The organism is Pseudomonas baltica (assembly GCF_031880315.1).
GTDB lineage: Bacteria > Pseudomonadota > Gammaproteobacteria > Pseudomonadales > Pseudomonadaceae > Aquipseudomonas.
In genome coordinates this window covers 4,245,495-4,271,439 of sequence record NZ_CP134771.1, presented here as the reverse complement: position 1 = coordinate 4,271,439, position 25,945 = coordinate 4,245,495, and the positions used below count along the sequence as shown (strand labels likewise).

Here is a 25,945-nt window from a genome sequence, read left to right as displayed (position 1 = left end):
TTGAATGGAGCCCCTGCCATGACCGAATTCAAACGCATCCCGCCCGCCGAGGCTCAATCCTTACGCGAAAAAGGCGCGGTCATCGTCGACGTGCGCGACCCGCAAACCTTCGCCGCCAGCCACATCCCCGAAGCCCAGCACCTGGATAACCACTCGATCGCCGAGTTCATCCGTGGCGCCGATCTGGATGCTCCAGTCGTGGTGGTCTGCTATCACGGCAACTCCAGCCAAAGCGCGGCGGCCTATCTGGTCAGCCAGGGCTTTTCCGATGTCTACAGCCTGGATGGCGGCTTTGAATTGTGGCGTGCCACCTACCCTGAGCAGATTGCAGTCTGAGGGTCGCATCAAAAAAAATTTAATTACCGTCTATCGCCCGTGGCACGCGGGCTGCGACCTGGCTGCCAGTTGGCCAGGCGCAACTAATTGCTCATCTCGCCTTGAAGTCTGCCATAACCAACTATCCTTAGGTGCAGGCCATCCAAAACAGGGGAGAGCCGGTACACCGGCGCGCGGGTCATCGGTAGCGACTTAGAGGTGTTCTGGGGGGTAAAGGCAGCCGGATGTCGGCTGTTTTCCAGCATCAAACTGACTGATCCGACGTCGGCTCCACGTATCGAGCGAGGTGACGTCATGAGTATTTTTAGCCACTTCCAGCAACGTTTCGAATCCACTCGTCAGGAAGAGCTCTCATTACAGGAGTATCTCGAGCTCTGCAAATCTGACCGCAGCGCCTATGCGTCTGCGCCCGAGCGGATTCTGACTGCTATCGGCGAGCCCGAGTTGACCGACACGTCGACCAACTCCAGGCTCTCGCGCATTTTTTCCAACAAGGTGATCCGACGCTATCCGGCGTTCAAGGATTTCCACGGGATGGAGGAATGCATCGACCAGATTGTTTCCTACTTCCGCCACGCAGCCCAAGGGCTGGAGGAAAAGAAACAGATCTTGTACCTGCTGGGCCCGGTAGGGGGCGGTAAATCGTCGCTGGCCGAAAAACTCAAGCAGCTGATCGAGAAGGAACCGTTCTACGCGATCAAGGGCTCACCGGTGTTCGAATCGCCCCTGGGGCTGTTCAATGCAACCGAAGACGGTGCCATCCTCGAGGAAGACTTCGGTATCCCGTTACGCTACCTGAACACCATCATGTCGCCGTGGGCTACCAAACGTCTGCAAGAATTTGGCGGCGATATCAGCCAGTTCCGCGTGGTCAAACTGTACCCATCGATTCTCAACCAGATTGGCGTTGCCAAGACCGAACCTGGCGATGACAACAACCAGGACATCTCGGCCCTGGTGGGCAAGGTCGACATTCGCAAGCTGGAAGAATACCCACAGAACGACGCCGATGCTTACAGCTACTCAGGCGCGCTGTGCCGGGCCAACCAGGGCTTGATGGAATTCGTCGAGATGTTCAAGGCCCCCATCAAGGTCTTGCACCCGCTGCTGACCGCCACTCAGGAAGGCAACTACAACAGTACCGAAGGCCTGGGGGCTATCCCCTATTCCGGGATCCTGCTGGCCCACTCCAACGAATCGGAATGGCACAGCTTTCGCAACAACAAGAACAACGAAGCGTTCATCGACCGGATCTATATCGTCAAGGTCCCCTATTGCCTGCGGGTCAGTGACGAAATCAAGATCTACGACAAGCTCTTGTTCAACAGCTCGTTGGCCAAGGCTCATTGCGCGCCAGACACGCTGAAGATGCTTGCCCAGTTCACCACCTTGTCGCGACTCAAGGAGCCGGAAAACTCCAACATCTATTCGAAGATGCGGGTGTATGACGGTGAAAACCTCAAGGATACCGATCCCAAGGCCAAGTCGATTCAGGAATACCGCGACAGCGCGGGCGTAGACGAAGGGATGAACGGCCTGTCCACACGCTTCGCGTTCAAGATTCTGTCCAAAGTCTTCAACTTCGACCCGCACGAAATCGCGGCCAACCCGGTGCACCTGCTCTACGTGCTGGAACAACAGATCGAACAGGAACAATTCCCGGCCGAGGTACGCGAGCGCTATCTGCGCTATCTCAAGGAATACCTGGCACCGCGCTATATCGAGTTCATCGGCAAGGAAATCCAGACCGCCTACCTCGAATCCTATAGCGAGTACGGTCAGAACATCTTCGATCGCTACGTGCTTTACGCCGACTTCTGGATTCAGGACCAGGAATACCGCGATCCTGAAACCGGAGAAATCCTCAACCGCGTTGCGCTCAACGAGGAACTGGAAAAAATCGAGAAACCCGCCGGGATCAGCAATCCGAAGGATTTCCGTAACGAAATCGTCAATTTCGTGCTGCGCGCCCGTGCCAACAACAACGGCAAGAATCCGACCTGGCTCAGCTACGAGAAGCTGCGGGTAGTGATCGAGAAGAAAATGTTCTCGAACACCGAGGATCTGCTGCCGGTCATCAGCTTCAACGCCAAAGCCAGCAAGGAGGATCAGCTCAAGCACAACGACTTCGTCACACGCATGGTCGAACGCGGATACACCGACAAACAGGTCCGACTGCTGTCCGAGTGGTATCTGCGGGTCAGAAAGTCTCAGTGAGGCAGCTATAAGCTGCAAGTAGTACGCTGCAAGTTGACGGCAAACGGTGCATTGTCTGCGCCGGATGCGGCAGCCTGCGGCTCCGACTTGCAGCTTGGAGCTTAACGCTTGCAGCTGCCCGGAGGGCCCCCTATGAGCTATGTGATCGACCGACGTCTGAACGGCAAGAACAAGAGCACGGTGAACCGTCAGCGCTTTCTGCGACGCTACCGTGATCACATCAAGAAAGCGGTCGAAGAGGCCGTGGGCCGGCGCTCCATTACCGATATGGAGCACGGTGAACAGATCAGCATTCCTGGTCGCGACATTGATGAGCCAGTGCTACACCATGGGCGCGGCGGCAAGCAGACCGTGGTCCACCCCGGCAACAAGGAATTCACCGCAGGCGAGCATATTGCCCGGCCCCAAGGGGGCGGCGGCGGTGGCAAAGGCGCCGGCAAGGCCGGTAATTCCGGCGAGGGCATGGACGAGTTCACCTTCCAGATCACTCAGGAAGAATTTCTCGAGTTCATGTTCGAAGACCTTGAACTGCCCAACCTCGTCAAGCGCAACCTGACCGGTACCGATACCTTCAAGACCGTACGTGCGGGTGTAGCCAACGAAGGCAATCCATCACGCATCAACATCGTCCGCACCCTGCGCTCAGCCCATGCACGGCGCATCGCGCTGTCCGGCAGCAGCCGCGCCAAGCTGAGGGAAGCGAAAGCAGAGCTCGAGCGCCTCAAGCGCGAAGAGCCAGACAACTTCGGCGATATTCAGGAAATCGAGATCGAAATCGAGAAACTCAGCGCGCGTATTCACCGCGTGCCGTTCCTCGATACCTTCGACCTCAAGTACAACCTGCTGGTCAAGCACCCCAACCCCAGCTCCAAGGCGGTGATGTTCTGCCTGATGGACGTCTCTGGCTCCATGACCCAAGCCACCAAGGACATTGCCAAGCGCTTTTTCATCCTGTTGTACCTGTTCCTGAAGCGTAACTACGACAAGATAGAGGTGGTGTTCATTCGCCACCACACCAGCGCCCGCGAAGTCGACGAAGAGGAGTTTTTCTATTCCCGGGAAACCGGCGGCACCATCGTATCCAGCGCCCTCAAGCTGATGCAGGAAATCATGGCCGCCCGCTATCCCACCAACGAATGGAACATCTACGCGGCCCAGGCCTCGGACGGTGACAACTGGAACGACGACTCGCCGATCTGCCGCGAAATCCTCACCAAGCAGATCATGCCGTTCGTCCAGTACTACACCTATGTCGAGATCACGCCGCGCGAACACCAAGCTCTATGGTATGAATATGAACGCATCAGCGAGAGCTTCGCCGATACGTTCGCCCAGCAACAGCTGGTGACGGCCGGTGATATCTATCCGGTCTTTCGTGAACTCTTCCAGCGCAGGTTAGTGACATGACCGCTAGAGAGCAGAAACGCCAACCCCTCTCCACCGGCTCGGAATGGACGTTCGAGTTGATCCAGGCTTACGACCGGGAAATCGGCCGTATCGCCGAGCGCTATGCGCTGGACACTTATCCCAATCAGATCGAGGTGATCACCGCCGAGCAGATGATGGATGCCTATGCGTCCGTCGGCATGCCGCTGGGCTACCACCACTGGTCCTACGGCAAACACTTCCTCAGTACCGAAAAGTCCTACACCCGCGGGCAGATGGGGTTGGCGTACGAGATCGTGATCAACTCGGACCCGTGCATCGCCTACCTGATGGAAGAAAACACCATCTGCATGCAGGCGCTGGTAGTGGCTCACGCTTGCTATGGGCATAACAGCTTCTTCAAGGGCAACTACCTGTTCCGCACCTGGACCGACGCCAGTTCGATCATCGATTACCTCGTGTTTGCCAAGCAGTACATCATGCAATGCGAGGAGCGCCACGGCATCGATGCGGTGGAGGACTTGCTCGATTCCTGCCACGCATTGATGAACTATGGCGTCGATCGCTACAAGCGCCCTTATCCGATTTCCGCCGAGGAAGAGCGTCGGCGGCAAAAGGACCGCGAGGAGCACCTGCAGCGCCAGATCAACGATCTGTGGCGCACCATTCCTAAAAGTGCCGACAAGAATCGCGAAGAGGACAACGTGCGCTTCCCGTCGGAGCCCCAGGAAAACATTCTCTACTTCATCGAGAAGCACGCGCCGTTGCTGGAGCCCTGGCAGCGGGAAATCGTGCGGATCGTGCGCAAGATCGCGCAGTACTTTTACCCGCAGCGCCAGACTCAGGTGATGAACGAGGGCTGGGCGACGTTCTGGCACTACACGCTGATGAACGACCTGTACGACGAAGGCCTGGTCACCGACGGCTTCATGATGGAGTTCCTGACTTCCCACACCAGCGTGGTGTTCCAGCCCAGCTTCGACAGCCCTTACTACAGCGGCATCAACCCTTATGCGCTGGGCTTCGCCATGTACCGCGACATCCGCCGCATGTGTGAAAACCCGGACGATGAAGACCGCAAGTGGTTCCCCGAGATCGCCGGCAGCGACTGGCTATCGACCATCAAGTTCGCCATGACCAGCTTCAAGGACGAGAGCTTTATCCTCCAGTATCTGTCGCCCAAGGTGATCCGCGACCTGAAGCTGTTCAGCATCATGGACGACGACCAGCGCGACGATTTGCTGGTTCCGGCCATCCATGACGATGCCGGCTATCAGATCATTCGCGAGACTCTGGCTGCACAGTACAACCTCGGCAATCGTGAGCCCAACGTGCAGATCTACAGCATCGATCGCCGTGGCGATCGCTCGCTGACCCTGCGCCATCAGCAGCACAACCGCAAACCGCTGGGAGAGTCCACTGACGAAGTCCTCAAGCACCTGCATCGGCTGTGGGGCTTCGATATCAAGCTGGAGACCCTGCAGGGCGACCAGATCATGAAAACCCATCACGTACCGCCCCGGCACGAACACGCCGAAGGCGACTACGGGCGTCTGGATCTCGCCGTAGTTCATCTCTGATCCACCGAGGCACACCAGCCTCCCTCGGCGCCCTGCAGCAGGTATCCTGTGGGCGCAGACGGAGGCTTTTTCATGCAGATCTACAAAGTGGGTGGCGCGGTCCGGGATCACCTTCTCGGCCGAGACGTTACTGATATCGATTATGTGGTCGTGGGCGCCAGCGCCGAACAGATGCTGGGCCTGGGCTATCGACCGGTAGGCGCCGATTTTCCGGTGTTCCTGCATCCCGAAACAGGTGAGGAATATGCGCTGGCCCGCACAGAGCGCAAGAGCGGCCAGGGCTATGGCGGCTTTACTTTCTATGCTAATCCGGACGTTACGCTCGAGCAGGATCTGATCCGCCGCGACCTGACCATCAACGCCATGGCCGAGGATGATCATGGGCAATTGACCGATCCCTACGGCGGCCAGGCGGATCTGGAACATCGAATCTTGCGTCACGTTTCCCCGGCGTTCGCCGAAGATCCCTTGCGCGTACTGCGCGTGGCACGCTTTGCTGCGCGTTACGCATCCCTGGGCTTCAGGGTCGCCGACGAGACCCTGGCCTTGATGCGTCAACTCAGCGATTCCGGTGAACTGGCAGCGCTGACGCCAGAGCGGAGCTGGAAAGAGATCTCCCGCGCGCTCATGGAAGACCAGCCGCAAGTGTTCATCCAGGTACTGCGTGATTGTGGCGCGCTTGAACGGCTGTTGCCTGAGGTGGATGCGCTGTTCAGCGGCCCGCAAGCGCTCCACGCCGGCCACACCCTTGAAGTCTTGCAGCACGCGGCGCGGCGTCACCAGCCGTTGACAGTACGCTGGGCCTGCTTGCTGCAGTATCTGGCTGTGAAGCAGATCAAGGCCGTCAGCGAGCGCTTCAAGGTGCCGCGAGACTGTCTGGAATTGGCGGTGCTCGTCGGGCAATACCGCGGCCAGGGCCATGAGGCACTGGAGATTGAACCCGCAACCTTGCTGGAGCTGCTGCAGCGCTTCGATGTGTACCGTCGGCCGCAGCGGTTCGAAGAGTTCCTGGAAGTCTGCGAACTGGACGCTCGCGTGTGCGCTTTGGCCAACTATCCACAGGCTGCGTACCTGCGAGGTGCCGCCGAGGCCGCACGCTCAGTGGCGGTGCAGCCCCTGGTCGCTCAAGGCTATAACGGCCAAGCGCTGGGGGAAGCGATCAAGCGTGAGCGGCTGCGCGCCTTGACCGATTACCAGACCGCAAATGGCTCCTCCCTGTAGCGGGGGGGGTGCTGTCCCCGCCTCCCCATCAGCCACACCCCGGCAGTCGGCATATTCTTTCGGGGGCAAGCGCCCTCGCTACAGGGACAGATCGGTCAGTTGCCGATCCCGCCAGGTGAACGGTACGGGGGCCAATTGCTGGTCGATCTGCGCATCGCACCACAACTCGGCGAACGAGCGCTGCACACCAGGGTGCTGCTCATCCGGCGCCAACAGCGCGAGTGGCCACAGCACAAACGCATTCTTGAGGATTTCCGCGCGCGGCAGAATCAAACCATCGAAATTGCCCGCCTGCTGGCCATACAGCAGCACGTCGATATCCAAGGGCAGGCCCTTGCGATCCGGTGCGTAGCGGCCGTTATCGGCCTCGATGAACTTGAGGCGCCGATCCAGCTCCATCAGCGGCAAGTCGGTCAGGCCGGTCACCACCAGGTTGAAAAACGGACCACTCTTGATGCCCACCGCCGCGCTTTCGAACACCGACGAACACTGCATGTCCTGGACAAACAGCGCCAGCGCATCGAGGCCGGCACGCAGGTGCGACTCGCGCTCGATATTGCTACCGAGGCCGAGGTAGATTCGGGTCAGAGGCATCCGCGCTCGATCTCCACGCCCACACCCTTGGCCGCCGCGACGGCGCCCGGCTTGGTCAATTTGAGAGACAGCCAGGGAATGTGGAATTCGCTCATGAGCACTTCGGCCAGACGCTCGGCGAAGGTTTCCACCAATTCGAAGCGTGCAACTTCGGCGAATGCCTGAATACGCGCCGACACGCTGGCGTAGTCCAGGGCCAGGTTCAGGTCGTCGCCGGCAGCGGCCGGACGGTTATCCCAGGCGAAGCGCAGGTCCAGGCGCAGGCATTGGCGAATGTCCCGCTCCCAGTCGTAGGCACCGATCACGGTGTCGACTTCCAGCCCCTCGATAAACACTCTGTCCAAGCACTTTTCTCCACTGCACGACAAGGGCGCGATGCGCCGTTAGAATCAGGACGTCCTCGCCCGGAATAGTTCGCATGTTTTGGTTACTGGCGTCACTCGCCTACCTGCTGGGCTCGCTGTCCTTCGCTATCCTCATCAGCCGCGGCACCGGCCTGCCGGACCCGCGCATGAACGGCTCAGGCAACGCGGGCGCCACCAACATGCTGCGCCTGGCTGGGCGCAAGCTTGCCATCCTGACCCTGCTCGGCGACCTTTGCAAAGGCCTGCTGCCGGTGCTGGTCGCTCTGGCTGTGGGCCTGGGCCTGCAACAACAGGCCTGGATCGGGCTGTGCGCGGTGCTGGGCCATCTGTTCCCGCTGTACTTCCGCTTCAAGGGCGGCAAGGGTGTCGCCACCGCTGCCGGCGTATTACTGGGGCTGTATGTGCCTGCGGCCTTGCTGGCGGTGGTCGCCTGGGCGGTGGTCTTCGCCCTCACTCGCACCAGTTCGCTCGCCTCCCTGATCGCCACGCCACTGACCCTGCCCTTGCTGGCCTGGCAGGCCCCCCAGGCATTGCTGCCGATGTGCGTGCTGACCCTGTTGATCGTGTGGCGCCATCGCGGCAATCTACGCGACCTGCTGGCAGGACGCGAACGGCATTTCTGATTCGCCGGGATGAAATCGGCTCATCTTGGGCAAGCCGTACCGGCCTTTTCGCAGACAAGCCCTACTCCCACAGGTATACGACTGCGCACTGTGAGAGCAAGGGTGCGCGTTTGGCGGCACGGGGCCCCACAAGCCCTACGGGACTGTCGGCACCGTCAACTGCTCCATCGGCCAACGCGCCTGCACGTTGATCGCCAAATCATTGCGCTGCCCTGCCATCAGCCGCTGACAACCCGCATAAGCGATCATCGCGCCGTTATCGGTGCAGAACTGCGGCCGCGCATAGAAAACATTGCCGTTGATCTCGCCGAGCATTTTTTCCAGTGACTGGCGCAGCGCGCGGTTGGCACTGACGCCGCCAGCGATCACCAGACGCTTGAGGTGAGTCTGCTTGAGGGCGCGCTTGCACTTGATGGTCAGAGTCTCCACCACCGCCTGCTGGAAGGCCAGTGCGATGTCGCAACGGGTTTGCTCACCGTCGTCCCCAGCGCTCTGGCACTGCTGCCAGGTGTTCAGAGCGGACGTTTTCAGACCGCTGAAGCTGAATGCCAGCCCCGGACGGTCGGTCATCGGCCGCGGGAAGGTGAAGCGCCCTGCGGTGCCCAGCTCCGCCAGCTTGGCGATCTCCGGGCCACCCGGATAATTGAGGCCCATCATCTTGGCGGTCTTGTCGAACGCTTCACCGGCGGCATCGTCGAGGGTCTCGCCCAGCAGCTCGTACTGACCGATACCATCGACCCGCACCAGCTGCGTATGGCCGCCAGACACCAACAAAGCGACGAACGGAAATTGCGGCGGCTGCTCTTCGAGCATCGGCGCCAGCAAATGTCCTTCCATGTGGTGTACGCCCAATGCCGGCACGTCCCACGCGAAGGCCAACGCCTGCGCGCAGGCAGCGCCCACCAGCAGCGCCCCCACGAGGCCGGGCCCGGCGGTGTAAGCGATGGCATCGATATCGGCCGGCGCGCGCTCGGCCTGGGCCAGGACTTCGCGGATCAACGGCAGCATGCGCTTGACGTGATCGCGCGAGGCGAGTTCGGGCACCACACCGCCATAGGCGCGGTGCAGGTCGATCTGACTGAACAGCGCATCGCCCAGCAGGCCTAGCTCGCTGTCGTATAACGCGACGCCGGTTTCGTCGCAGGAGGTTTCCAATCCCAGTACTAACATGGGTCTCGCCTTGTTGAGGCTGGCTTCAAAGGCGCGCATGATAGTCGCCGCTCAGCGCTCCGACCAGCGGTTTTCGATCAGAGGCTTTGCATTCCTGTCGTCATAGGGTTAACATCCGCAACCCTTAAAAACCGACGTATCCCGAGCGCGATTTTCCGCAGGAGTACGTTGACCCCGGTAATGAAAGAAGGTAGCTCTGGATGCCAGCCGTCAAAGTAAAAGAGAACGAACCCTTCGACGTAGCTCTGCGTCGTTTCAAGCGCTCCTGCGAAAAAGCCGGTGTACTGGCTGAAGTTCGTAGCCGCGAATTTTACGAGAAGCCAACTTCCGAGCGTAAGCGCAAGGCAGCAGCCGCTGTCAAACGCCACGCCAAGAAAGTTCAGCGCGAACAGCGCCGCGCCGTTCGTCTGTACTAATACACAGACGTTCGCTGCAAGCTTCTGCCTCGCCCGGCTAACCGCTGGGCTGCCGGCAGTGGTGGCTTTACGCAGTTGCTACACCGATGGTGCTTCACCGCAATTCCACTCCTGACCCAGGTCAAGAGCGGCTGCCTAAAACGTCAGAACTGGCCTTCATACGCCAGCTGTGCACGTCACCCTGACGAGCCTTGCAAGGCTGCAGACGAGCACACCCTTCCGCACCATTCTTCTCTGCTTCGATGCCCTGTGGCACTGTCGAAGTTGTAAGTGTTGCCGATACAAAATCAGTACCGCAAAGGCACCCCTGATCGGCGCTCAGTAGATACACTCCTGCAGTGTTTCCCTGTTTGATGACGAGAACCCCATGGCCGGGCTGATACCCCAGAGCTTCATTGACGATCTGCTGAACCGCACCGACATCGTCGACGTGGTGAGTTCGCGCGTGTCGCTCAAAAAGGCCGGCAAGAACTACTCGGCATGCTGCCCGTTCCACAAGGAAAAAACCCCATCGTTCACGGTCAGCCCCGACAAGCAGTTCTATTACTGCTTCGGTTGCGGCGCTGGCGGTAACGCCCTGGGTTTCCTCATGGATCACGACAACCTGGACTTCCCCCAGGCCATCGAGGATCTGGCCAAATCCGCCGGCATGGAAGTGCCCCGCGAAGAAGGCGGCCGCCAGAACAAACCACGCCAGCCCACGGACTCACCGCTCTATCCGCTACTGACCGCCGCCGCCGACTTTTTCCGCCAGGCGCTCAAGGCCCATCCGTCGCGCCGCGCCGCGGTCGACTACCTCAAGGGCCGCGGCCTGTCCGGCGAGATCGCCCGCGACTTCGGCCTGGGTTTCGCGCCGCCGGGCTGGGACAACCTGCTCAAGCACATGGGCACCGACACCCTCGGGCAAAAGGCGATGATCGACGCCGGCCTGCTGATCGAAAACGCCGAGACCGGCAAGCGCTACGACCGCTTCCGCGACCGCGTGATGTTCCCGATCCGCGACAGCCGCGGGCGCATCATCGCCTTTGGCGGCCGCGTGCTGGGCGACGACAAGCCCAAGTACCTGAACTCCCCCGAGACCCCGGTGTTCCACAAGGGCCAGGAACTGTACGGGCTGTTCGAGGCGCGCAAGAACAACCGCAACCTCGACGAGATCATCGTGGTCGAGGGCTACATGGACGTCATCGCCCTGGCCCAGCAAGGCCTGCGCAATGCCGTCGCTACCCTGGGCACCGCCACCAGCGAAGAACACCTCAAGCGCCTGTTTCGGGTAGTCCCCAGCGTGCTGTTCTGCTTCGACGGCGATCAGGCTGGGCGCAAGGCCGCGTGGCGCGCGCTCGAAGCGGCCCTGCCCTGCCTGCAGGACGGCCGGCGCGCACGCTTTTTGTTCCTGCCCGAAGGCGAAGACCCGGACAGCCTGGTCCGCGCTGAAGGCACCGATGCGTTTCAGGCCCGAATTCACCAGATGGCCCAGCCGCTGGCCGACTACTTCTTCCAGCAACTGACCGAAGAAGCCGACCCGCGCTCGCTGGAAGGCAAGGCCCATATGGTCACCCTCGCCGCCCCGCTGATCGACAAGGTGCCCGGCAACAATCTGCGCGCCTTGATGCGCAACCGCCTGACCGAAATCACCGGCCTCAGCGGCGAAGCCATGAATCAGATGGCACGCAGCGCGCCGGCGCCAGCCCAGGCAACGCCTGAATACGACCCCGGCATAAATTACGATCAGATGCCCGATCACAGCGCCGATTACAGCCAGCACGATTACGGGGACTTTCAGCAGGGTCACCCAAGCGATACCTACGCCCAGCAGCCGCCACAACAGGCCTGGGCGCCCAAGCAGGGCGGACAGAAAAAGTGGCAGGACAAGCCCTGGGACAAAAAAGGCAAGCCTTGGGATCGCAAGGGCAAGGGCCAGGATTTCGAGTCACGTGCCCCGCGCGTCCCGACCAGCGTCGAACCACCGACGCTGAGTGCATTGCGAACTTTGCTGCACCATCCCCATCTGGCGGAAAAAGTTGAAGATGTCAGTCACTTTGCCGATGAAGGACATGTCTATACACAATTGCTGGTCGCCCTGCTGGGCGCACTGCAAAAGAATCCTGGGCTACGCTCATTACAGTTGATCGCCCGCTGGCACGGTACCGATCAAGGCCGCTTGCTGCAGGCTTTGGCAGAAAAGGAGTGGCTGATCGATGCCGATAACCTTGAACAACAGTTTTTCGACACCATTACTAGTTTATCCGCCCGCCAACGCGAGCGAAACCTGGAGCATTTGCTCCGCAAAGCAAGGCAGGAAGAACTCAGCGCAGACGAGAAAAATCAGCTGCGCGAGCTTTTAAGTCGCAATCTTCACGCTCAAACCCCGACCTCAACTGGCGCGTGAGGTCACAGCTCGGGTATAATCCTCGGCTTGTTTTTTGCCCGCCAAGACCTTCAGTGGATAGGGTGTTATGTCCGGAAAAGCGCAACAGCAGTCTCGCATCAAAGAGTTGATCACCCGCGGTCGTGAGCAGGGTTACCTGACTTACGCGGAGGTCAACGACCACCTGCCTGAGGATATTTCAGATCCAGAGCAGGTGGAAGACATCATCCGCATGATCAACGACATGGGGATCAACGTATTCGAGAGTGCTCCGGATGCGGATGCCCTTTTGTTGGCCGAAGCCGATACCGATGAAGCTGCAGCCGAAGAAGCTGCCGCTGCGTTGGCGGCTGTGGAAACCGACATTGGCCGCACCACGGACCCAGTGCGCATGTACATGCGTGAAATGGGTACCGTCGAGCTGCTCACTCGCGAAGGCGAGATCGAGATCGCCAAGCGTATCGAAGAGGGTATCCGCGAAGTCATGGGTGCGATTTCGCACTTCCCTGGCACGGTTGATCACATCCTCAGCGAATACGATCGCGTCACGACGGAAGGCGGTCGCCTGTCCGACGTACTGAGCGGCTACATCGATCCGGACGACGGCATTGCGCCGCCGGCCGAGGTGCCGCCCCCTGTCGAGAAAACCGACAAGGCGACGGACGCCAAGGACGATGACGAGGAAGAAACCGCAGAAAGCAGCGACGACGAAGAAGAGACCGAAAGCGGTCCTGACCCCGTCATCGCGGCCCAGCGTTTCGGTGCTGTCCAGGACCAACTCGCGGTCACGCTCAAGGCCCTGAAAAAGCACGGTCGTCACAGCAAGCAAGGCGTCGACGAAATGCTCGTCCTGGCCGAGCTGTTCATGCCGATCAAGCTGGTGCCCAAGCAGTTCGAAGGCTTGGTGGAGCGCGTCCGTGGCGCCCTCGACCGCCTGCGTCAGCAAGAGCGCGCCATCATGCAGTTGTGCGTGCGTGATGCCCGTATGCCGCGTGCCGATTTCCTGCGCCAGTTCCCGGGCAACGAAATCGATCAGAGCTGGAGCGATGGCCTGGCCAAAGGCAAGAGCAAATATGCCGAAGCCATTGGTCGCGTGCAGGACGATATCGTCAAGTGCCAGAAGAAACTGGTCGCGCTCGAAGCCGAAACCGGCTTGACCGTCGCAGAAATCAAGGACATCAACCGTCGCATGTCGATCGGTGAGGCCAAGGCCCGCCGCGCGAAGAAAGAGATGGTCGAAGCCAACCTGCGTCTGGTGATCTCGATTGCCAAGAAGTACACCAACCGTGGCCTGCAATTCCTCGATCTGATCCAGGAAGGCAACATCGGCTTGATGAAGGCAGTGGACAAGTTCGAATACCGTCGCGGGTACAAGTTCTCGACGTACGCCACTTGGTGGATCCGTCAGGCCATTACCCGTTCGATCGCCGACCAGGCGCGCACCATCCGTATTCCGGTGCACATGATCGAGACGATCAACAAGCTCAACCGTATTTCCCGGCAGATGTTGCAGGAAATGGGTCGTGAACCGACGCCGGAAGAGCTGGGCGAGCGCATGGAGATGCCTGAGGACAAGATCCGCAAGGTACTCAAGATCGCCAAAGAGCCGATCTCCATGGAGACGCCGATCGGTGACGACGAAGACTCCCATCTGGGTGACTTCATCGAAGACTCCACCATGCAGTCGCCGATCGATGTCGCCACGGTAGAAAGCCTCAAGGAAGCCACGCGTGAAGTCCTCTCCGGACTGACCGCGCGCGAGGCCAAGGTACTGCGTATGCGCTTCGGCATCGACATGAATACCGACCACACCCTCGAGGAAGTCGGCAAGCAGTTCGATGTGACCCGTGAGCGTATCCGTCAGATCGAGGCCAAGGCCTTGCGCAAACTGCGTCACCCGACCCGTAGCGAGCATCTGCGCTCGTTCCTCGACGAGTGATTCTGGCCTGCGTCTGACGCACCGCTGATGCACAAGCAACCCCCAGCCCGTCTGGGGGTTTTGCTTTTTGCTCGATTAGCGCTCCTCCACCGCTTCCCGTAGCGCCTGTTGCCCGTCTACACTCCAGTCTTTGTGTGCGAGTGAAAAGAGGCCGCTATGCCAAGACTATCGGCCCTTGTCTTGCTCTTTCCGTTTTCGGAATGGGCAACGGCTGAAGCCATGACCGACGCTAATTTGCCGGGCCAAATTGTGCACGCCGATCGTCTGTGGTCCGACCTGATGGTCTATGGCCTGCCGGCGATTCTGTTCCTGATGGCGGTTGCCGCCGTGCTGATGCGCATCAACCGTCGCCTGAGTTCGGAAATCGCACGCCGTGTAGCGCTCGAGCAAGAGCTGCGCACCAGTGAATACCACTACCGCGGCCTGGTCGAAAGCCAATCCGCCATCGCCTGGGAGGCCAATTCCCAGGACTACAGCTACAGCTACGTTTCCCCGCACGCCGAAGACCTGCTGGGTTATCCACTGGCTCATTGGCGCAGACCCGGCTTCTGGCGCAGCGTGCTACACCCGGTAGATGCCCTCTGGGCCCAAGCCTATTGCGACGCCGAGACCGCCGCTGGCCGCGATCACAGCCTCGATTACCGAGTCATCGCCGCCGACGGTCGTAGCGTCTGGGTCCGCGATATCGTCAGCCTGATCGATCAGGGCAACGAAACCATCATGCGCGGCCTGATGATCGACATCAGCGAAACCAAAAAAACCGAGGAGGCGCTGCGCCTGTCCGAGCAGAAGTTCGCGTCGGTATTCCAGCAGTGCCCCGACATCCTGGTCATCGCCCGCCTGAGCGACGGCTGCCTGCTGGAGGTCAACTCCGCATTTGAAACACAGATGGGCCTCAAGGCCTGCGATGTCATCGGTAAAAACGCTACCAAAATGGACATCTGGGGCATCGAGGGCGTGGGCGCCGGCCTGCTGGAGCGCGTCAAGAGCAGCCGCATCCGCAACCTCGAGATGCCCTTCAAGCGCAGCAACGGGCAGATTTTTACCGGTTTGATGTCGGCCGAGCCCTTCGACCTCGACACCACCCCGGCACTGGTCGTCGTGGTGCGGGACATCAGCCCGCTGAAGGAAACCCAGCAGCGCCTGCAGATATCCGAAGAGAAATTCGCCAAGGCCTTCCACGCCTCCCCCGACGGCCTCCTGCTCACTCGCCAGGTCGACGGCATGATGCTGGAGGTCAACGAAGGCTTCAGCCGCCTGACGGGCTACCCGCTGTACGAAGTGGTCGATCGCTCGACGCTGGACCTAGGCATCTGGGTCGACCTCAACGACCGCAAGCGCATGCTGGAGATTCTCCAGCGCGAAGGGCTGGTCAAGGATTTCGCCTGCCTGATCCGCCGCGCCGACGGCGAAATTCGCCTCTGCGAGCTGGGCGCCAGCCCGATGCAGTTCGGTGGCGATGCCTGCATGCTGATCATGGCGCGGGACATCACCGAGCGGCACCTCATGCAGGAAAAACTTCTGCTCGCTGCCACGGTGTTCGAGAGCACGGCTGAAGGCGTGCTGATTACCGACACCCGCCAGCGCATCAGCGCAGTCAACCGCGCTTTTAGTGAAATCACCGGTTACAGCGAGACCGAAGCCTTGGGGCAAACCCCGCGCCTGCTGGCCTCCGGGCGCCACGACCACGCTTTTTTCATCGATATGTGGCATCAACTCGCCGCCCATGGCCACTGGCAGGGCGAAATCTACAACCGCCGCAAGAACGGTGAGACCTACCCGAGCTGGCTGACCATCAGTTCAGTGCGCAACAACGAAGACGTCATCACCCATTTCGTCGCGGTATTCGCTGACATCTCCAGCCTCAAGCAGGCCGAAGCGCGCCTCGACTATCAGGCCCACCACGACCCACTGACCGGCCTGCCCAACCGCACCCTCTTCGAAAGTCGCCTGCAAGCCTCGCTCAACAGCCACACCGATGATGCCGGCCAGGGCGCTGTGCTGTTCCTCGACCTGGACCGCTTCAAGCACATCAACGACAGCCTCGGCCACCCGGTCGGCGACCTGCTGCTCAAGGGCATCGCCAACCGCCTGCGCGAGCAAGTACGCGATATCGACACCGTGGCGCGGCTGGGCGGCGACGAATTCATCATCCTCCTGCCGGGGCTGCAAACCAGCGGCGACGCCGAAATCATCGCCAACAAGGTGCTGGCCTGCTTCGCCGCGCCGTTCCAGGCCGGCGAGCACGAGTTCTTCACCAGCGCCAGCATCGGCGCCAGCCTGTACCCGCAGGACGGCGGCGATGTCGCCACCCTGGTGAAAAACGCCGACGCCGCGATGTACCGCTCCAAGGCCAAGGGCCGCAACCGCGTCGAATCCTACACCCGCGACCTCACCACCCAGGCCAGCGCCCGCGTCGCCCTGGAACACGAACTGCGCCGCGCCATCGAACGCAACGAACTGAGCCTGTCCTACCAGCCCAAGTTCAGCCTCAAGACCCAGCGCCTGGTCGGCGCCGAAGCGTTGATCCGCTGGACGCACCCGACCTTCGGCGAAGTCCCGCCGGAGCGCTTCATCGCCTTGGCCGAAGAGAACGGCATGATCCTGCCGCTGGGCGAATGGGTGCTCGAACATGCCTGCCAGCAGATGCGAACATGGCAGCAGCAATACCAGGCATTCGGCCCGCTGTCGGTGAACCTGGCCGGCGCTCAACTGCGCCAGCCCGACCTCTTCGCACGCATCCAGCGCCTGCTGCAAGACCACCACCTGCAGCCCGATTGCCTGCAGCTGGAAATCACCGAAAACTTCATCATGAGCCAGGCCGAAGAAGCCCTGCTGGTGCTGCACCAACTCAAGAGCCTGGGCATCCAACTGGCCATCGACGACTTCGGCACCGGCTACTCGTCCCTGAGCTACCTCAAGCGCCTGCCGCTGCACACGCTCAAGATCGACCAATCCTTCGTCCGCGGCCTGCCCCACGACCCCCACGACGCCGCAATCGTGCGCGCCATCATCGCCCTGGGCCGCAGCATGCAACTCACCGTGATTGCCGAGGGCGTAGAGAACCAGGATCAGCAGCAATTCCTGGCCCGCGAGGGGTGCGAACAGATCCAGGGCTACATCGTCAGCCTGCCGCTGTCGGCGGAGGAATTCGCTGCCACCTTCCTGCGCTCGCTGGTTTCAGACTTTTCGGATGGCGCAGTTGGCAAACCATCGTTATAATCCGCGACCTACTGGGGGCCTATAGCTCAGTTGGTTAGAGCAGGGGACTCATAATCCCTTGGTCGTAGGTTCTTATGTAGGGTGCTCAGCAGGTGCACATTTGTACGTGATGCGTAGTCTGGTAAACTGTTGATGTGAAAGACTTTGGGCCTCTAGCTCATGTTGGTTAGAGCAGCGGACTTAACGGCTCAGAGCCTACCCCCTTCACAGGGCATGGTGATGAGCAAATGGGTTGCTTTTGGGTAAGTTAGCTCTGCCCTTTTGTAGAATCGCTCAAATTCGGGGAAGCCTCTGCGTCTGCGTGGTAATCCCGAGCCAAGCCTTGAGAGACCTCAAGGAAGGTGTAGAGACTGTACGGGCGAGCCGTAAAGGCAAGAGACAGTCCAGACCACGAACCCGAAAGGGGCAGCGAAAGCTGAAGTGGTATGCATAATCCGTTGGTGCCCGGTTCGACTCCGGGGAGGCCCACCATTCAAATAAAAGACCGCACTCTGTTGCGGTCTTTTTTTGGGAGAGACGCTCCCATAACTATTCGCTGTCTGGAGCGGGGCTCAGCGACGTGTCGGCATCCCGCCGTCCAGCTCTGGATCCCACCGACTACTCGAAGCCGGCCATCACGAGCACAGATCACCAGCTGTGTCGCGATCAGATTGCGCAGCCATCTAGAATCACCAACGACATCACCATAGCTGAAATAACCACGTCCAGGCTGGTGACAGGCGTGTCTAATGTGCAAATTTTGCATCTTGCTTGTCAGTGTCATGAATTGCTCGAAAGCTGCCTTTTATGATCGTCCGCTTCTGGCAGATTGTCGCCCGGCGTGAAGGGCTGCAATGGGTCGATTTCTGCCTGTCACGAGGTGCAGAAATCGGCCAAAAGCGGTCATCCGTTCAATGTACGGATTAGTCCCACCTGCGGGTATCATTTGTTGTTAACTGGAGTGCGTATTGTCGGTAGAACCTTAAGTTTGGTGAAGGGGCTTTAGACCCTTCCAATAAGAGCAGAGAAGGCTTGTATCACCTGTTAAATTTTAGGGCTGAACATTTTAAGGATTCGATCATCGTTTTCCGTCCAGTATCGCCTGCACGTACAACCTTGCCTACAAGTTCGTCGTTCGATAGGGATATCAAGCCTCGCGTCTTGCATTGCCAGTCGAAGGGCGCCTACAGCCATACTGTAGGCGTCTACTCCATCTTCGTCTTCATGGTGTGGGTCATCTATTATTATTTTTATCAAATGCCCTTTGAACGGAAGCTCTCCCCCACTGTGGCGGGCTAGGACCATTTGATCAAATTGTCCCAGCATGAAATTTTCTTCTAGATCATCCCTATCTTGAAACCAGCGCTGTTCTTCTGATTTGCCAGCCCACTTCGTTGGATTTAGTTTGGTTACCCATAGCCGTCCAGTACCGGTTCGATCTATTAAATCTATACTGAAAACCAAAAGTACGGGGCCGTAAGTATTTGCGCGCCGTGCACGATGATGGATGTCAACAGAATCCATGAACACATCAAACCAAATACTGTACCGACGATCAATATCATCAGAGTCCTGAGGCGTTTGAGTTATACCAAGACGCTCAATCGTGCCCCTGGATAAGAGCGCGCGCGATCTTAAAAACTGGCATGCGGTTGCGACGCTGTTTGCGTGGTGCAATTGGTCAACGCCCTTTGCCGCAAGAGCATCAAATACATGGCTAGATGGTAAATGCATATAAAACCTAACGATTAAGCGACCGAACAGTAAAAAGCACAGCTTTTAGACGTTCGGTGAGCTATAGTTGAGAGAATGACTAGTCGTTTTCAATGCTAAGCAGAACAATATCTTTTCCTTTCTTCGTGAGAAAAACACGGAGATTGCCACTTATACGCATTACGTAAATCTCTTCGGTCGTACCTGTCACCCGTCGAACTGATGAATCACTTTCAAGTCTTGATACGTTTAAAGCTTCAAGTTTGGACATTAGTTGACTTAACGAAACTTGATTGCGGACTTCACTTCGCTGTAGTTTCTCTTGCGCTGGCTTAGAGAGGAGTATGCTCATTTTATCCCCAGATTTTTTAGGAATGTCTTTGCATCAACTAAAGAAGCCTGCTCTGGACTTCTCTGTATGAGAGCAGCAAGCCCTTCAAGTTTTGCTTTCCGGATGAGAGCAATACAGTGCTGATCATCCGCATATCTCATAATATTTTCATCGTAATTTAGAAATCTTACATGGATAAAAATCCACACCCCGGAAAATAGCGCTAAGAGCCAAAAAGAAGAAACTTGAGGTAGTAGCGACCAAGTTAGTATACCTTGTGGCATTATTTGACTTGCCATGATGCTTGATAACACACCAATTACCACTGTTAACAGTAGCGTCACCGACAATCGTAGTCGTGGCGATTTTGCAATGTATTCCACGCAGCCTCCATGCATAGTTCCTGCGGCTAACCATTAGTAGAAGACGCATGCGGAAATAATATTTTTCGCCGGATGAGCCTAATAACGCTTTCTGCCCCATGGGTCACCCCCCACTCGGCTTGAGGAGCGCGCAACAAACGCGACATCACACCAGGAGGAGAAACGAGAACGTCTACGTACATTACTGATTCATTCGTAGCGTGTCCATTGTCCGCCTTTGGCCAGTGATGTCGTTTTGCCAATGACCGCTGCGGGTCGAGTGTCTCCGGTCGCGACAGGCGGCTCCCGACCCTAAGCAGTCGTCCGAGGCGCCTACGAAAATAGGGGCGATTTAGCCAATTCGCCTGACAGGGCAATAAGTCACTAACTGTGTTCTGCCTTGCCAAGCAGCTAGGATGCTCGTATTTGACTTTAGCTTGAACCACTGCGTGGCTTGAAGCTCATGCTTATTACATGTCTTGCCAGCTCGGGTGCAAGCCTCTCCAGCTCATTGTGAATGTCATCGATGTACGCACCGCCTTCAGGGGAAAGCCACGCGCTACGAATTCTACTCGGATCGATTGTTTCTCCGTGCAATGCCATACAGTTCGCTTCGCATTCCCTTGTCCATTCATCAACTGCTACTTGGGCAGAGTCCTTATTCAGCTCTAGAGCCTCCACCAAAGCCAGGGAATAAACGAACATCAGGTAAAGCATTCTGATAGGAGGATGGGGATGGCAACTGCCGTTTTGCAAATCCCGCTCCCAGTGCAGATGCTCGAACATCCGAAACGGCAAATACATGCCCATGAACGAGTACTTCGCTGCGGACGGCCCACCGGCATATAGGATTTCAAGGGCCTGGAGCGTAGCGGGGTCGGCGTTCTTGAAATGCCAGATAGAGAAGGCGTGCTGAACACTAAACAGATAATTGAAGCTTTCTTCAATCGCCCCGCCATCCGCATCGAACTCTAACGCTTGCTTGCTAAGTGCAGCTAATAACCTCAACAGGTGACCTATTCTGCTGCTAAGCGATGAACAGGCGGTGTTAAGCTGAATGGCAACAGTGCCATGTCTCCACCACGCCAAAAATGAGATTAATTGATATTTATTTGGAGTCAGATAAATCCAATACAAATATATCAATTAATCCACGCAGCTCAGATGGTAACGATGCCTCAAGACTCAGCCTGAGTTGTTCTGCTGATCTAATTTCGGACGTTTTGAGTCCCGCTACAGGCACGTTTTCCCCAAACCATAGAACAAGAAAAATCCCTTGGCGTTCGGCGTCGGGGTGAATTGAGTAGCGCTCATGCAATTGACACTTTGCGGCTGTGTATAGCTCTGGGTGCCATTGCCCTTTGACCTCTGTGACCAGTAGTCGTCTTTCTCCATTAATCAATCTTGCAGCGGTGAAGTCACTTCGCTTGTCATTTTTAAGATGATGCTCTAGGGTGATTGCAATATCTTTAGATACGAGCTTTAGGCTTAGTCGCTCAGCGATCATTGAAGTACAGCGATTTTCATTTAAATGCTTGTCACCTTCAAAGAAACGAGCGCCTGAATTGAATTCACCTCCATCGATCGCTCCTTGAAAATCATGCAACTCATCAATAATGCATTGACGCAATCCTTCTACTGTAGCGACCGAGTCAAAATCTAAAAGGTCTGAAATTTGCTTTGAATTTGGAGCCTCATAGTTTTGAAGGGAGCGCTTCCTAAGTTGGCCGCTGTATATACTACCGAAATCCTTGCGAAAGTCGATAAACCTAGGATCTGCTAGTAGCTCTGCCAGCGGCCCTATAGCATCCTCAGGGTCGAATGAATCAAAACTCCAAACTAGATTTCGTATGTGACGGTATGCATTTTCGCTCTTTGGGCTGTCGCTCCCCCAGTGGTCAGGTAGATCAACACTAGGCCATTGCTCAACATAGGCGTCAAGCACCGCTTTAGTTTTTAAAGCGGTTAAACTAGGCCAGCCATGACCTTGGCGCCTATATAGGCTTGACCGGTCGAACAGATATAGGATTAAATCTGGATCCGTTTGTAGCCAGTGCCACTGCGGATAACTAACCCCTTCAATAAAATAAAACGCTCGAACAAACCAGAACTTGCATCTAGAAATTATAGCAGGATCACCTGATGTCTCGGGTAGTCGATCTATCCAATAAGAGGTGCGCTCGCTGATGACTTGCTCTAACACCGCGCGATCCCCATACTCTGCGGCGATATCGAATATTGTGTCAAGCGTATCAGGATTCAAGTCGTCGAATCTGGCGAGCCACTCCATCGAAAGCCTGGGTTTCAGTTCACAAAATGCGTCATCATTACCCAGTAACCAAACATCGGGATTGACGCAAGATGGAGTGTCAAGTTGAGGCTCGACAAACTCTCTCAAGAATGCCTCTGGCGCACCTGTCTCGGCGAATATGATCCTGTCAATCTCCTGCTTCAGAGCAGCCCTGGCGTTCTCATCCACAGTACTATAGTGAACGTTAATGCAGCCCCTAAGGGATCGAAGTAGGGATGGATCAACTTCCTCCAAAGAGTTCTCATCCGCCATGATTAGAATGCAAGCGGCGTGTAATACCTGAACAGCTCGGGAGAATTTTGACGAGCAGCTAAGCTCTGCCAGTTCACGTAACCCTGGGACTGATGGGGCTATAAACCCGAGGCAGTTTTTTAATGCTGTACGTGCTATTTCTTCGTCGCCAAACTCTTCATTTATTTTATCGGGGTGCATCAATGAAAGCTCTGCGAAACGCACAAGACATGCCCAATGTGCTCCTGACGCAATTAGATCTCTGTTCTCTCTGACGTATAGGATGTTCTGCTCATGAATCAAAGCCTGCCTTCTACGACTCCGCGCCATCCTTCTTTTGAAGTTTCTGGGAAGGTCACGCATGTTTTTAAGTTCGGATGCCGCACGTGCAAATGTAGCCCATGCGCGCATGAATGCAGGTTTTGCCGAGGCTTGCCTACGCAGGCGTTGCCGCAGTGGATCAGGCCCTCGCTCATTCGCCGTCCGATGCTTGTGGTGAAGAGTAATGCAAGTACCCCATAGAACGGGATTATCAGTCTCGAATGCCAGATCGGCTAAATATTGTCTATCCTCTTCAAATAGGCCAAGTCCAGAGTGAGAATGAAAATCAAATTTGTGGATTTTGGTGTTGCTAATTGTTTCGCGATCAGTAAGCGGCGTGAATACTAATGCTAGCAAACCTTGTCTCAATTCAACGTTCTCTCGCATTACTTTGACGGCCGCACTCTGCTGAGTGCTTTTCTGAAAGTAATAGTTCAAGTTGTTCACCCACTGCCAGACCCGAGCTGGACTATAGGGTGGAGGAACGACGCCGAAATAATTATCCAACAACAAACCAACTATCTTGCTAACGCCTGTTCGGCAACTGCATTCATAGGGTTGTTTATCACAGGTGCATACCAAGCCAAAGGTCAGATCATTTAGAAGCCGTTCGACTATTTCAGGATTTAACCCCCCAACAAATCGCTTTACAAAATATCGAGATGCGGCCTGGGGGTTGTACTGCTCATATCCCTCTGGATAGAGCCTCGCGCACCCCTTAAGAAAGTCGAGCGTTATCGTATGATTGTATGGGGTTATATATAGATATGTGATGATGTCTGAGGCTACATGCAATGAATTATGACTAGCCTCAGCGATTAGAAATGTGAGATTGGCTTTGTGATCGAAGGACGGAATAGAACGCAGGCACTTGCTCGCGAGCAATCTCGAATTTTGAGATTCCTCAGTTGATAGCAGAATATGCTGTAGTTCTGCCTCAAGGTGTGATGCCTCCTTGCTAGAAACAAGTAATTCCAATATAAGATCTCGAAGATGCCCATCCTCACCAGCTGACAAAATTGGTCTAATCTCATCGATGACGTCTTTCGAGAAAAAACCAGCCATGCTGAAACTTCGTCCATAGTCGCCCCTTCTAAAATAAGGATCTCGCATTTCAATGTCACGTAGTTTTTGAATGAGAACTCTCTTTATGGATGAATAGAGCTGAGAGGGGTCGCCGTTAGCGAGTACTGCGTACGGGTCAAGCTGGATAATGGCGTTCTGCATATCCTTATTGCCTAGTGCCGCCATCCATCCAATCAAGCCGCGCAGTTCGTCACGTACGGTAGCATTCGGTGCAATCACTGAAAGACATTTTGATAGGGTCAGGGTGTCCTGTGGCTCTCCAATGCGCTTCACCAAATAGAAAGCTGCGCAATACTCAGCCACGACCTTGTGAACGGGGCGGTGAAGATCAGGGTGGTCTCCTGGCCTAAACAATTTCGTTGCTAATATATCAATGTTTGAGTGGTTGTTGCTTTGCACCGAGTTGAGCATCGGAAAAATCCGTGTCTCGCTTGCCTCGCTAGTAGTGACACCATCTGCGCCAGAAAGAAGTAGTTTGGCAAAAATTTCAGATGCTAACGCAACCTTGTCTGCTACCGGAAAGGAGTTGTGCTTGCTTGCGATGCTTGTATTGACCTCTCTGGCCAAGCGCTCAACGGCCATCGAGAATATTGAATTTTTGCCTTTGAATCTTCTACCACTTTCTATATATGCGTCAGCGAAGAGCTTGAGAAATTGCGGGTTGGGTAAAAGAGACTCCAAATCGAACTTAGATAATTCAGCACGGAACGCTTCAAAGTCTTCATCCATGACATGATGAGAGAATATAGCCCGCTGTTCTGCTTCGTTGAACTCTTCTAATCTGACCACCAATGGGGTATATCCAAAGGCATCTTCAAATGCCTTGGTTGATGATGTACCCCACTCGCTCGAACGACTGGATATGATGACATGTCTTGGAGCAGATCTTTTCGCGTAGGCTAGAAGCCTATTGATGCCAACCTGGTCGATTTTCGCAAGCTCGTCGAATGCATCGATTACCAACGAACCATTCTTCGTCTCGGCCCCAACGTGACTGAAAAGGTTGGCAGTCACACATTCTACGTCCAACTGAGCCGCGAGGCTTTTGAGCAGTGATGACTTGCCACCACCTGGCTCAGATAGCACGACCACGTAGGCTGAAGCACTCATCAGCTCATGCTCGGTGAATGTCCTCTCATTAGCAGCGAGCATCCGAGGTAGGTAGAAGTCTTGGCTCATTAGGGGCACTCGATTTGTGTAGATGCGCTGGGCTCTGGGGCAGATGGCGACGGGAACTCAACGCGCCACGTTTAACATTAATAAACCAAGATTACGGCATTTCCGGTGATTTGAGACATGCCATCAGCTGAGGCCAAGCTGCGCTCCTACACCGGGGTAAGCTCTGCTGGCAGGTGCTGATAGACCGATGTGGACATGTCGTGAAGGCAGGAACCGACAGAGCAAGCCCGGCCAGGCCTTAGGATGGTCATCCGGTAGCCAAATCTTTCTTGCTATCTGACAGCGTACTACGATAAATAGCAGCAGAGGTCGTAAAGGAATGCGAGTGAAGATACGGGAGCCCAAGCCAGTCTTTGTCTCACTTCCCTTGCTTCGAGCTACCCAGGCCCAGCCATGACGCTGAATGTTATAAAGGGGCAGCCACTTTTAGAAATTTATAACGCGGCGTAAAATCTAACAGCAGCTAGCAGGGAATGCAGATGATTACAAAAAACATTGTGGAATCTCTGAACAGAAGTGTCCTTGAAGAATTGGAACTAGCCCGAAGGATAAAGCACCCTGGGGAGAATGGTAGAGCTAGGGAGCAAATTTTGAGGAATTTTTTTAAAAAAATGATTCCTAAAAAATTCAACGTCGATACGGGCTTCGTGATTGATGCGACTGGCGAGACCAGCAACCAAATAGATCTTGTTATTTATCGCGAGGACTACCATCCAGTTTTCGAGATTGGAGGTATTAAGCACTTTATGATTGAGGCTGTTGTTGCTGTAATCGAAAATAAAGCCTCAATCGCCAGCACAGCGTTACTCAAGCAATCCCTACAAAATATCAGTTCCGTAAAAGCTCTTGACAGGACGAATCGGGGATCAAACCGCACTCTTCCGAAACTCCAGCCCTTAGGGATGGTCTGAAGTAGGCAGCTATTTCTCAACTGCTGAGCCATAGCGGTTTCAAAAAACGGCAGCCGTTCAAAATCGATCAAGTCTGCCGCTTATTTC

At 56.3% G+C, this 25,945-nt stretch carries 16 protein-coding genes and 1 pseudogene; 11 read left to right on the top strand and 6 right to left on the bottom strand.

The annotated features are described in order from the left end of the window. Positions 1-18 precede the first annotated feature (18 nt). The 5 genes from glpE (at position 19) to REH34_RS19020 (ending at position 6,740) form a co-directional block, all read left to right on the top strand. Positions 19-336: a thiosulfate sulfurtransferase GlpE gene (gene glpE, locus REH34_RS19040; RefSeq protein ID WP_226504404.1), complete on the top strand. Its 318-nt coding sequence runs from the start codon at positions 19-21 to the stop codon at positions 334-336. 294 nt (positions 337-630) lie between these two features. Beyond that, on the top strand, positions 631-2,553 hold the full coding sequence (locus tag REH34_RS19035; protein ID WP_226504403.1) for a PrkA family serine protein kinase: 1,923 nt from the start codon (positions 631-633) through the stop codon (positions 2,551-2,553). Positions 2,554-2,685: 132 nt separating this feature from the next. After that, positions 2,686-3,960: a YeaH/YhbH family protein gene (locus REH34_RS19030; protein WP_311968800.1), complete on the top strand. Its 1,275-nt coding sequence runs from the start codon at positions 2,686-2,688 to the stop codon at positions 3,958-3,960. Next, positions 3,957-5,519 (top strand): SpoVR family protein, encoded by a 1,563-nt coding sequence (locus tag REH34_RS19025; RefSeq protein ID WP_226504401.1) that lies wholly within the window; start codon positions 3,957-3,959, stop codon positions 5,517-5,519. Before REH34_RS19030 ends, REH34_RS19025 begins: the two co-directional genes overlap by 4 nt. Before the next feature lie 72 nt (positions 5,520-5,591). Next, complete coding sequence (locus REH34_RS19020) at positions 5,592-6,740, top strand: multifunctional CCA addition/repair protein (protein ID WP_311968799.1); 1,149 nt, start codon at positions 5,592-5,594, stop codon at positions 6,738-6,740. 78 nt (positions 6,741-6,818) lie between these two features. On the opposite strand, the gene folK is transcribed toward REH34_RS19020, so the two are convergent. Continuing rightward, positions 6,819-7,334: a 2-amino-4-hydroxy-6-hydroxymethyldihydropteridine diphosphokinase gene (gene folK / locus REH34_RS19015; RefSeq protein WP_311968798.1), complete on the bottom strand. Its 516-nt coding sequence runs from the start codon at positions 7,332-7,334 to the stop codon at positions 6,819-6,821. Beyond that, complete coding sequence (folB, locus tag REH34_RS19010) at positions 7,325-7,678, bottom strand: dihydroneopterin aldolase (protein ID WP_311968797.1); 354 nt, start codon at positions 7,676-7,678, stop codon at positions 7,325-7,327. The genes folK and folB overlap by 10 nt, the downstream gene beginning before the upstream one ends. Before the next feature lie 74 nt (positions 7,679-7,752). On the opposite strand from folB, the gene plsY reads away from it, so the two are divergent. Then, positions 7,753-8,322 (top strand): glycerol-3-phosphate 1-O-acyltransferase PlsY, encoded by a 570-nt coding sequence (gene plsY / locus REH34_RS19005; RefSeq protein ID WP_311968796.1) that lies wholly within the window; start codon positions 7,753-7,755, stop codon positions 8,320-8,322. Between the two features lie 135 nt (positions 8,323-8,457). On the opposite strand, the gene tsaD is transcribed toward plsY, so the two are convergent. Then, on the bottom strand, positions 8,458-9,492 hold the full coding sequence (gene tsaD / locus REH34_RS19000) for a tRNA (adenosine(37)-N6)-threonylcarbamoyltransferase complex transferase subunit TsaD (protein WP_311968795.1): 1,035 nt from the start codon (positions 9,490-9,492) through the stop codon (positions 8,458-8,460). Positions 9,493-9,692: 200 nt separating this feature from the next. On the opposite strand from tsaD, the gene rpsU reads away from it, so the two are divergent. The 4 genes and pseudogenes from rpsU to REH34_RS18980 all read left to right on the top strand — a co-directional run. After that, a complete protein-coding gene (gene rpsU, locus REH34_RS18995) occupies positions 9,693-9,908 on the top strand; it encodes a 30S ribosomal protein S21 (protein ID WP_002551877.1) in 216 nt (71 codons plus the stop codon). Positions 9,909-10,275: 367 nt separating this feature from the next. After that, the gene (gene dnaG / locus REH34_RS18990; protein ID WP_311968794.1) at positions 10,276-12,294 is read left to right on the top strand and encodes a DNA primase; all 2,019 of its coding nucleotides are present in this window, start codon (positions 10,276-10,278) and stop codon (positions 12,292-12,294) included. 67 nt (positions 12,295-12,361) lie between these two features. Further along, a complete protein-coding gene (gene rpoD / locus REH34_RS18985; RefSeq protein ID WP_311968792.1) occupies positions 12,362-14,212 on the top strand; it encodes an RNA polymerase sigma factor RpoD in 1,851 nt (616 codons plus the stop codon). Positions 14,213-14,476: 264 nt separating this feature from the next. After that, positions 14,477-17,434: pseudogene (locus REH34_RS18980) on the top strand (EAL domain-containing protein); the annotation flags it as partial. Between the two features lie 2,040 nt (positions 17,435-19,474). Here REH34_RS18980 and REH34_RS18975 read toward each other — a convergent pair. From REH34_RS18975 to REH34_RS18965, 3 genes are all read right to left on the bottom strand, one after another. After that, positions 19,475-19,840 carry a hypothetical protein gene (locus REH34_RS18975; protein WP_311968791.1) on the bottom strand — a complete coding sequence of 122 codons (366 nt, stop codon included), beginning with the start codon at positions 19,838-19,840 and terminating at the stop codon, positions 19,475-19,477. Positions 19,841-20,251: 411 nt separating this feature from the next. Next, entirely contained in the window at positions 20,252-20,956 is a 705-nt protein-coding gene (locus REH34_RS18970; protein ID WP_311968790.1) for a hypothetical protein, read from the bottom strand. Next, entirely contained in the window at positions 20,928-24,947 is a 4,020-nt protein-coding gene (locus REH34_RS18965; protein WP_311968788.1) for a hypothetical protein, read from the bottom strand. The genes REH34_RS18970 and REH34_RS18965 overlap by 29 nt, the downstream gene beginning before the upstream one ends. Positions 24,948-25,426: 479 nt before the next feature. On the opposite strand from REH34_RS18965, the gene REH34_RS18960 reads away from it, so the two are divergent. Further along, positions 25,427-25,858, top strand: coding sequence for a DUF6602 domain-containing protein (locus tag REH34_RS18960; RefSeq protein ID WP_311968787.1), 432 nt, complete (start codon positions 25,427-25,429; stop codon positions 25,856-25,858). The last annotated feature ends 87 nt before the right edge of the window (positions 25,859-25,945 follow it).

Coding starts and splice junctions, on each gene's coding strand:
- folK (WP_311968798.1), bottom strand. CDS start 7,334: ATGCCTCTGACCCGAATCTACCTCGGCCTCGGTAGCAATATCGAGCGC.
- REH34_RS19020 (WP_311968799.1), top strand. CDS start 5,592: ATGCAGATCTACAAAGTGGGTGGCGCGGTCCGGGATCACCTTCTCGGC.
- rpoD (WP_311968792.1), top strand. CDS start 12,362: ATGTCCGGAAAAGCGCAACAGCAGTCTCGCATCAAAGAGTTGATCACC.
- glpE (WP_226504404.1), top strand. CDS start 19: ATGACCGAATTCAAACGCATCCCGCCCGCCGAGGCTCAATCCTTACGC.
- plsY (WP_311968796.1), top strand. CDS start 7,753: ATGTTTTGGTTACTGGCGTCACTCGCCTACCTGCTGGGCTCGCTGTCC.
- REH34_RS19035 (WP_226504403.1), top strand. CDS start 631: ATGAGTATTTTTAGCCACTTCCAGCAACGTTTCGAATCCACTCGTCAG.
- REH34_RS18965 (WP_311968788.1), bottom strand. CDS start 24,947: ATGAGCCAAGACTTCTACCTACCTCGGATGCTCGCTGCTAATGAGAGG.
- REH34_RS19030 (WP_311968800.1), top strand. CDS start 2,686: ATGAGCTATGTGATCGACCGACGTCTGAACGGCAAGAACAAGAGCACG.
- dnaG (WP_311968794.1), top strand. CDS start 10,276: ATGGCCGGGCTGATACCCCAGAGCTTCATTGACGATCTGCTGAACCGC.
- REH34_RS18960 (WP_311968787.1), top strand. CDS start 25,427: ATGATTACAAAAAACATTGTGGAATCTCTGAACAGAAGTGTCCTTGAA.
- tsaD (WP_311968795.1), bottom strand. CDS start 9,492: ATGTTAGTACTGGGATTGGAAACCTCCTGCGACGAAACCGGCGTCGCG.
- rpsU (WP_002551877.1), top strand. CDS start 9,693: ATGCCAGCCGTCAAAGTAAAAGAGAACGAACCCTTCGACGTAGCTCTG.
- REH34_RS19025 (WP_226504401.1), top strand. CDS start 3,957: ATGACCGCTAGAGAGCAGAAACGCCAACCCCTCTCCACCGGCTCGGAA.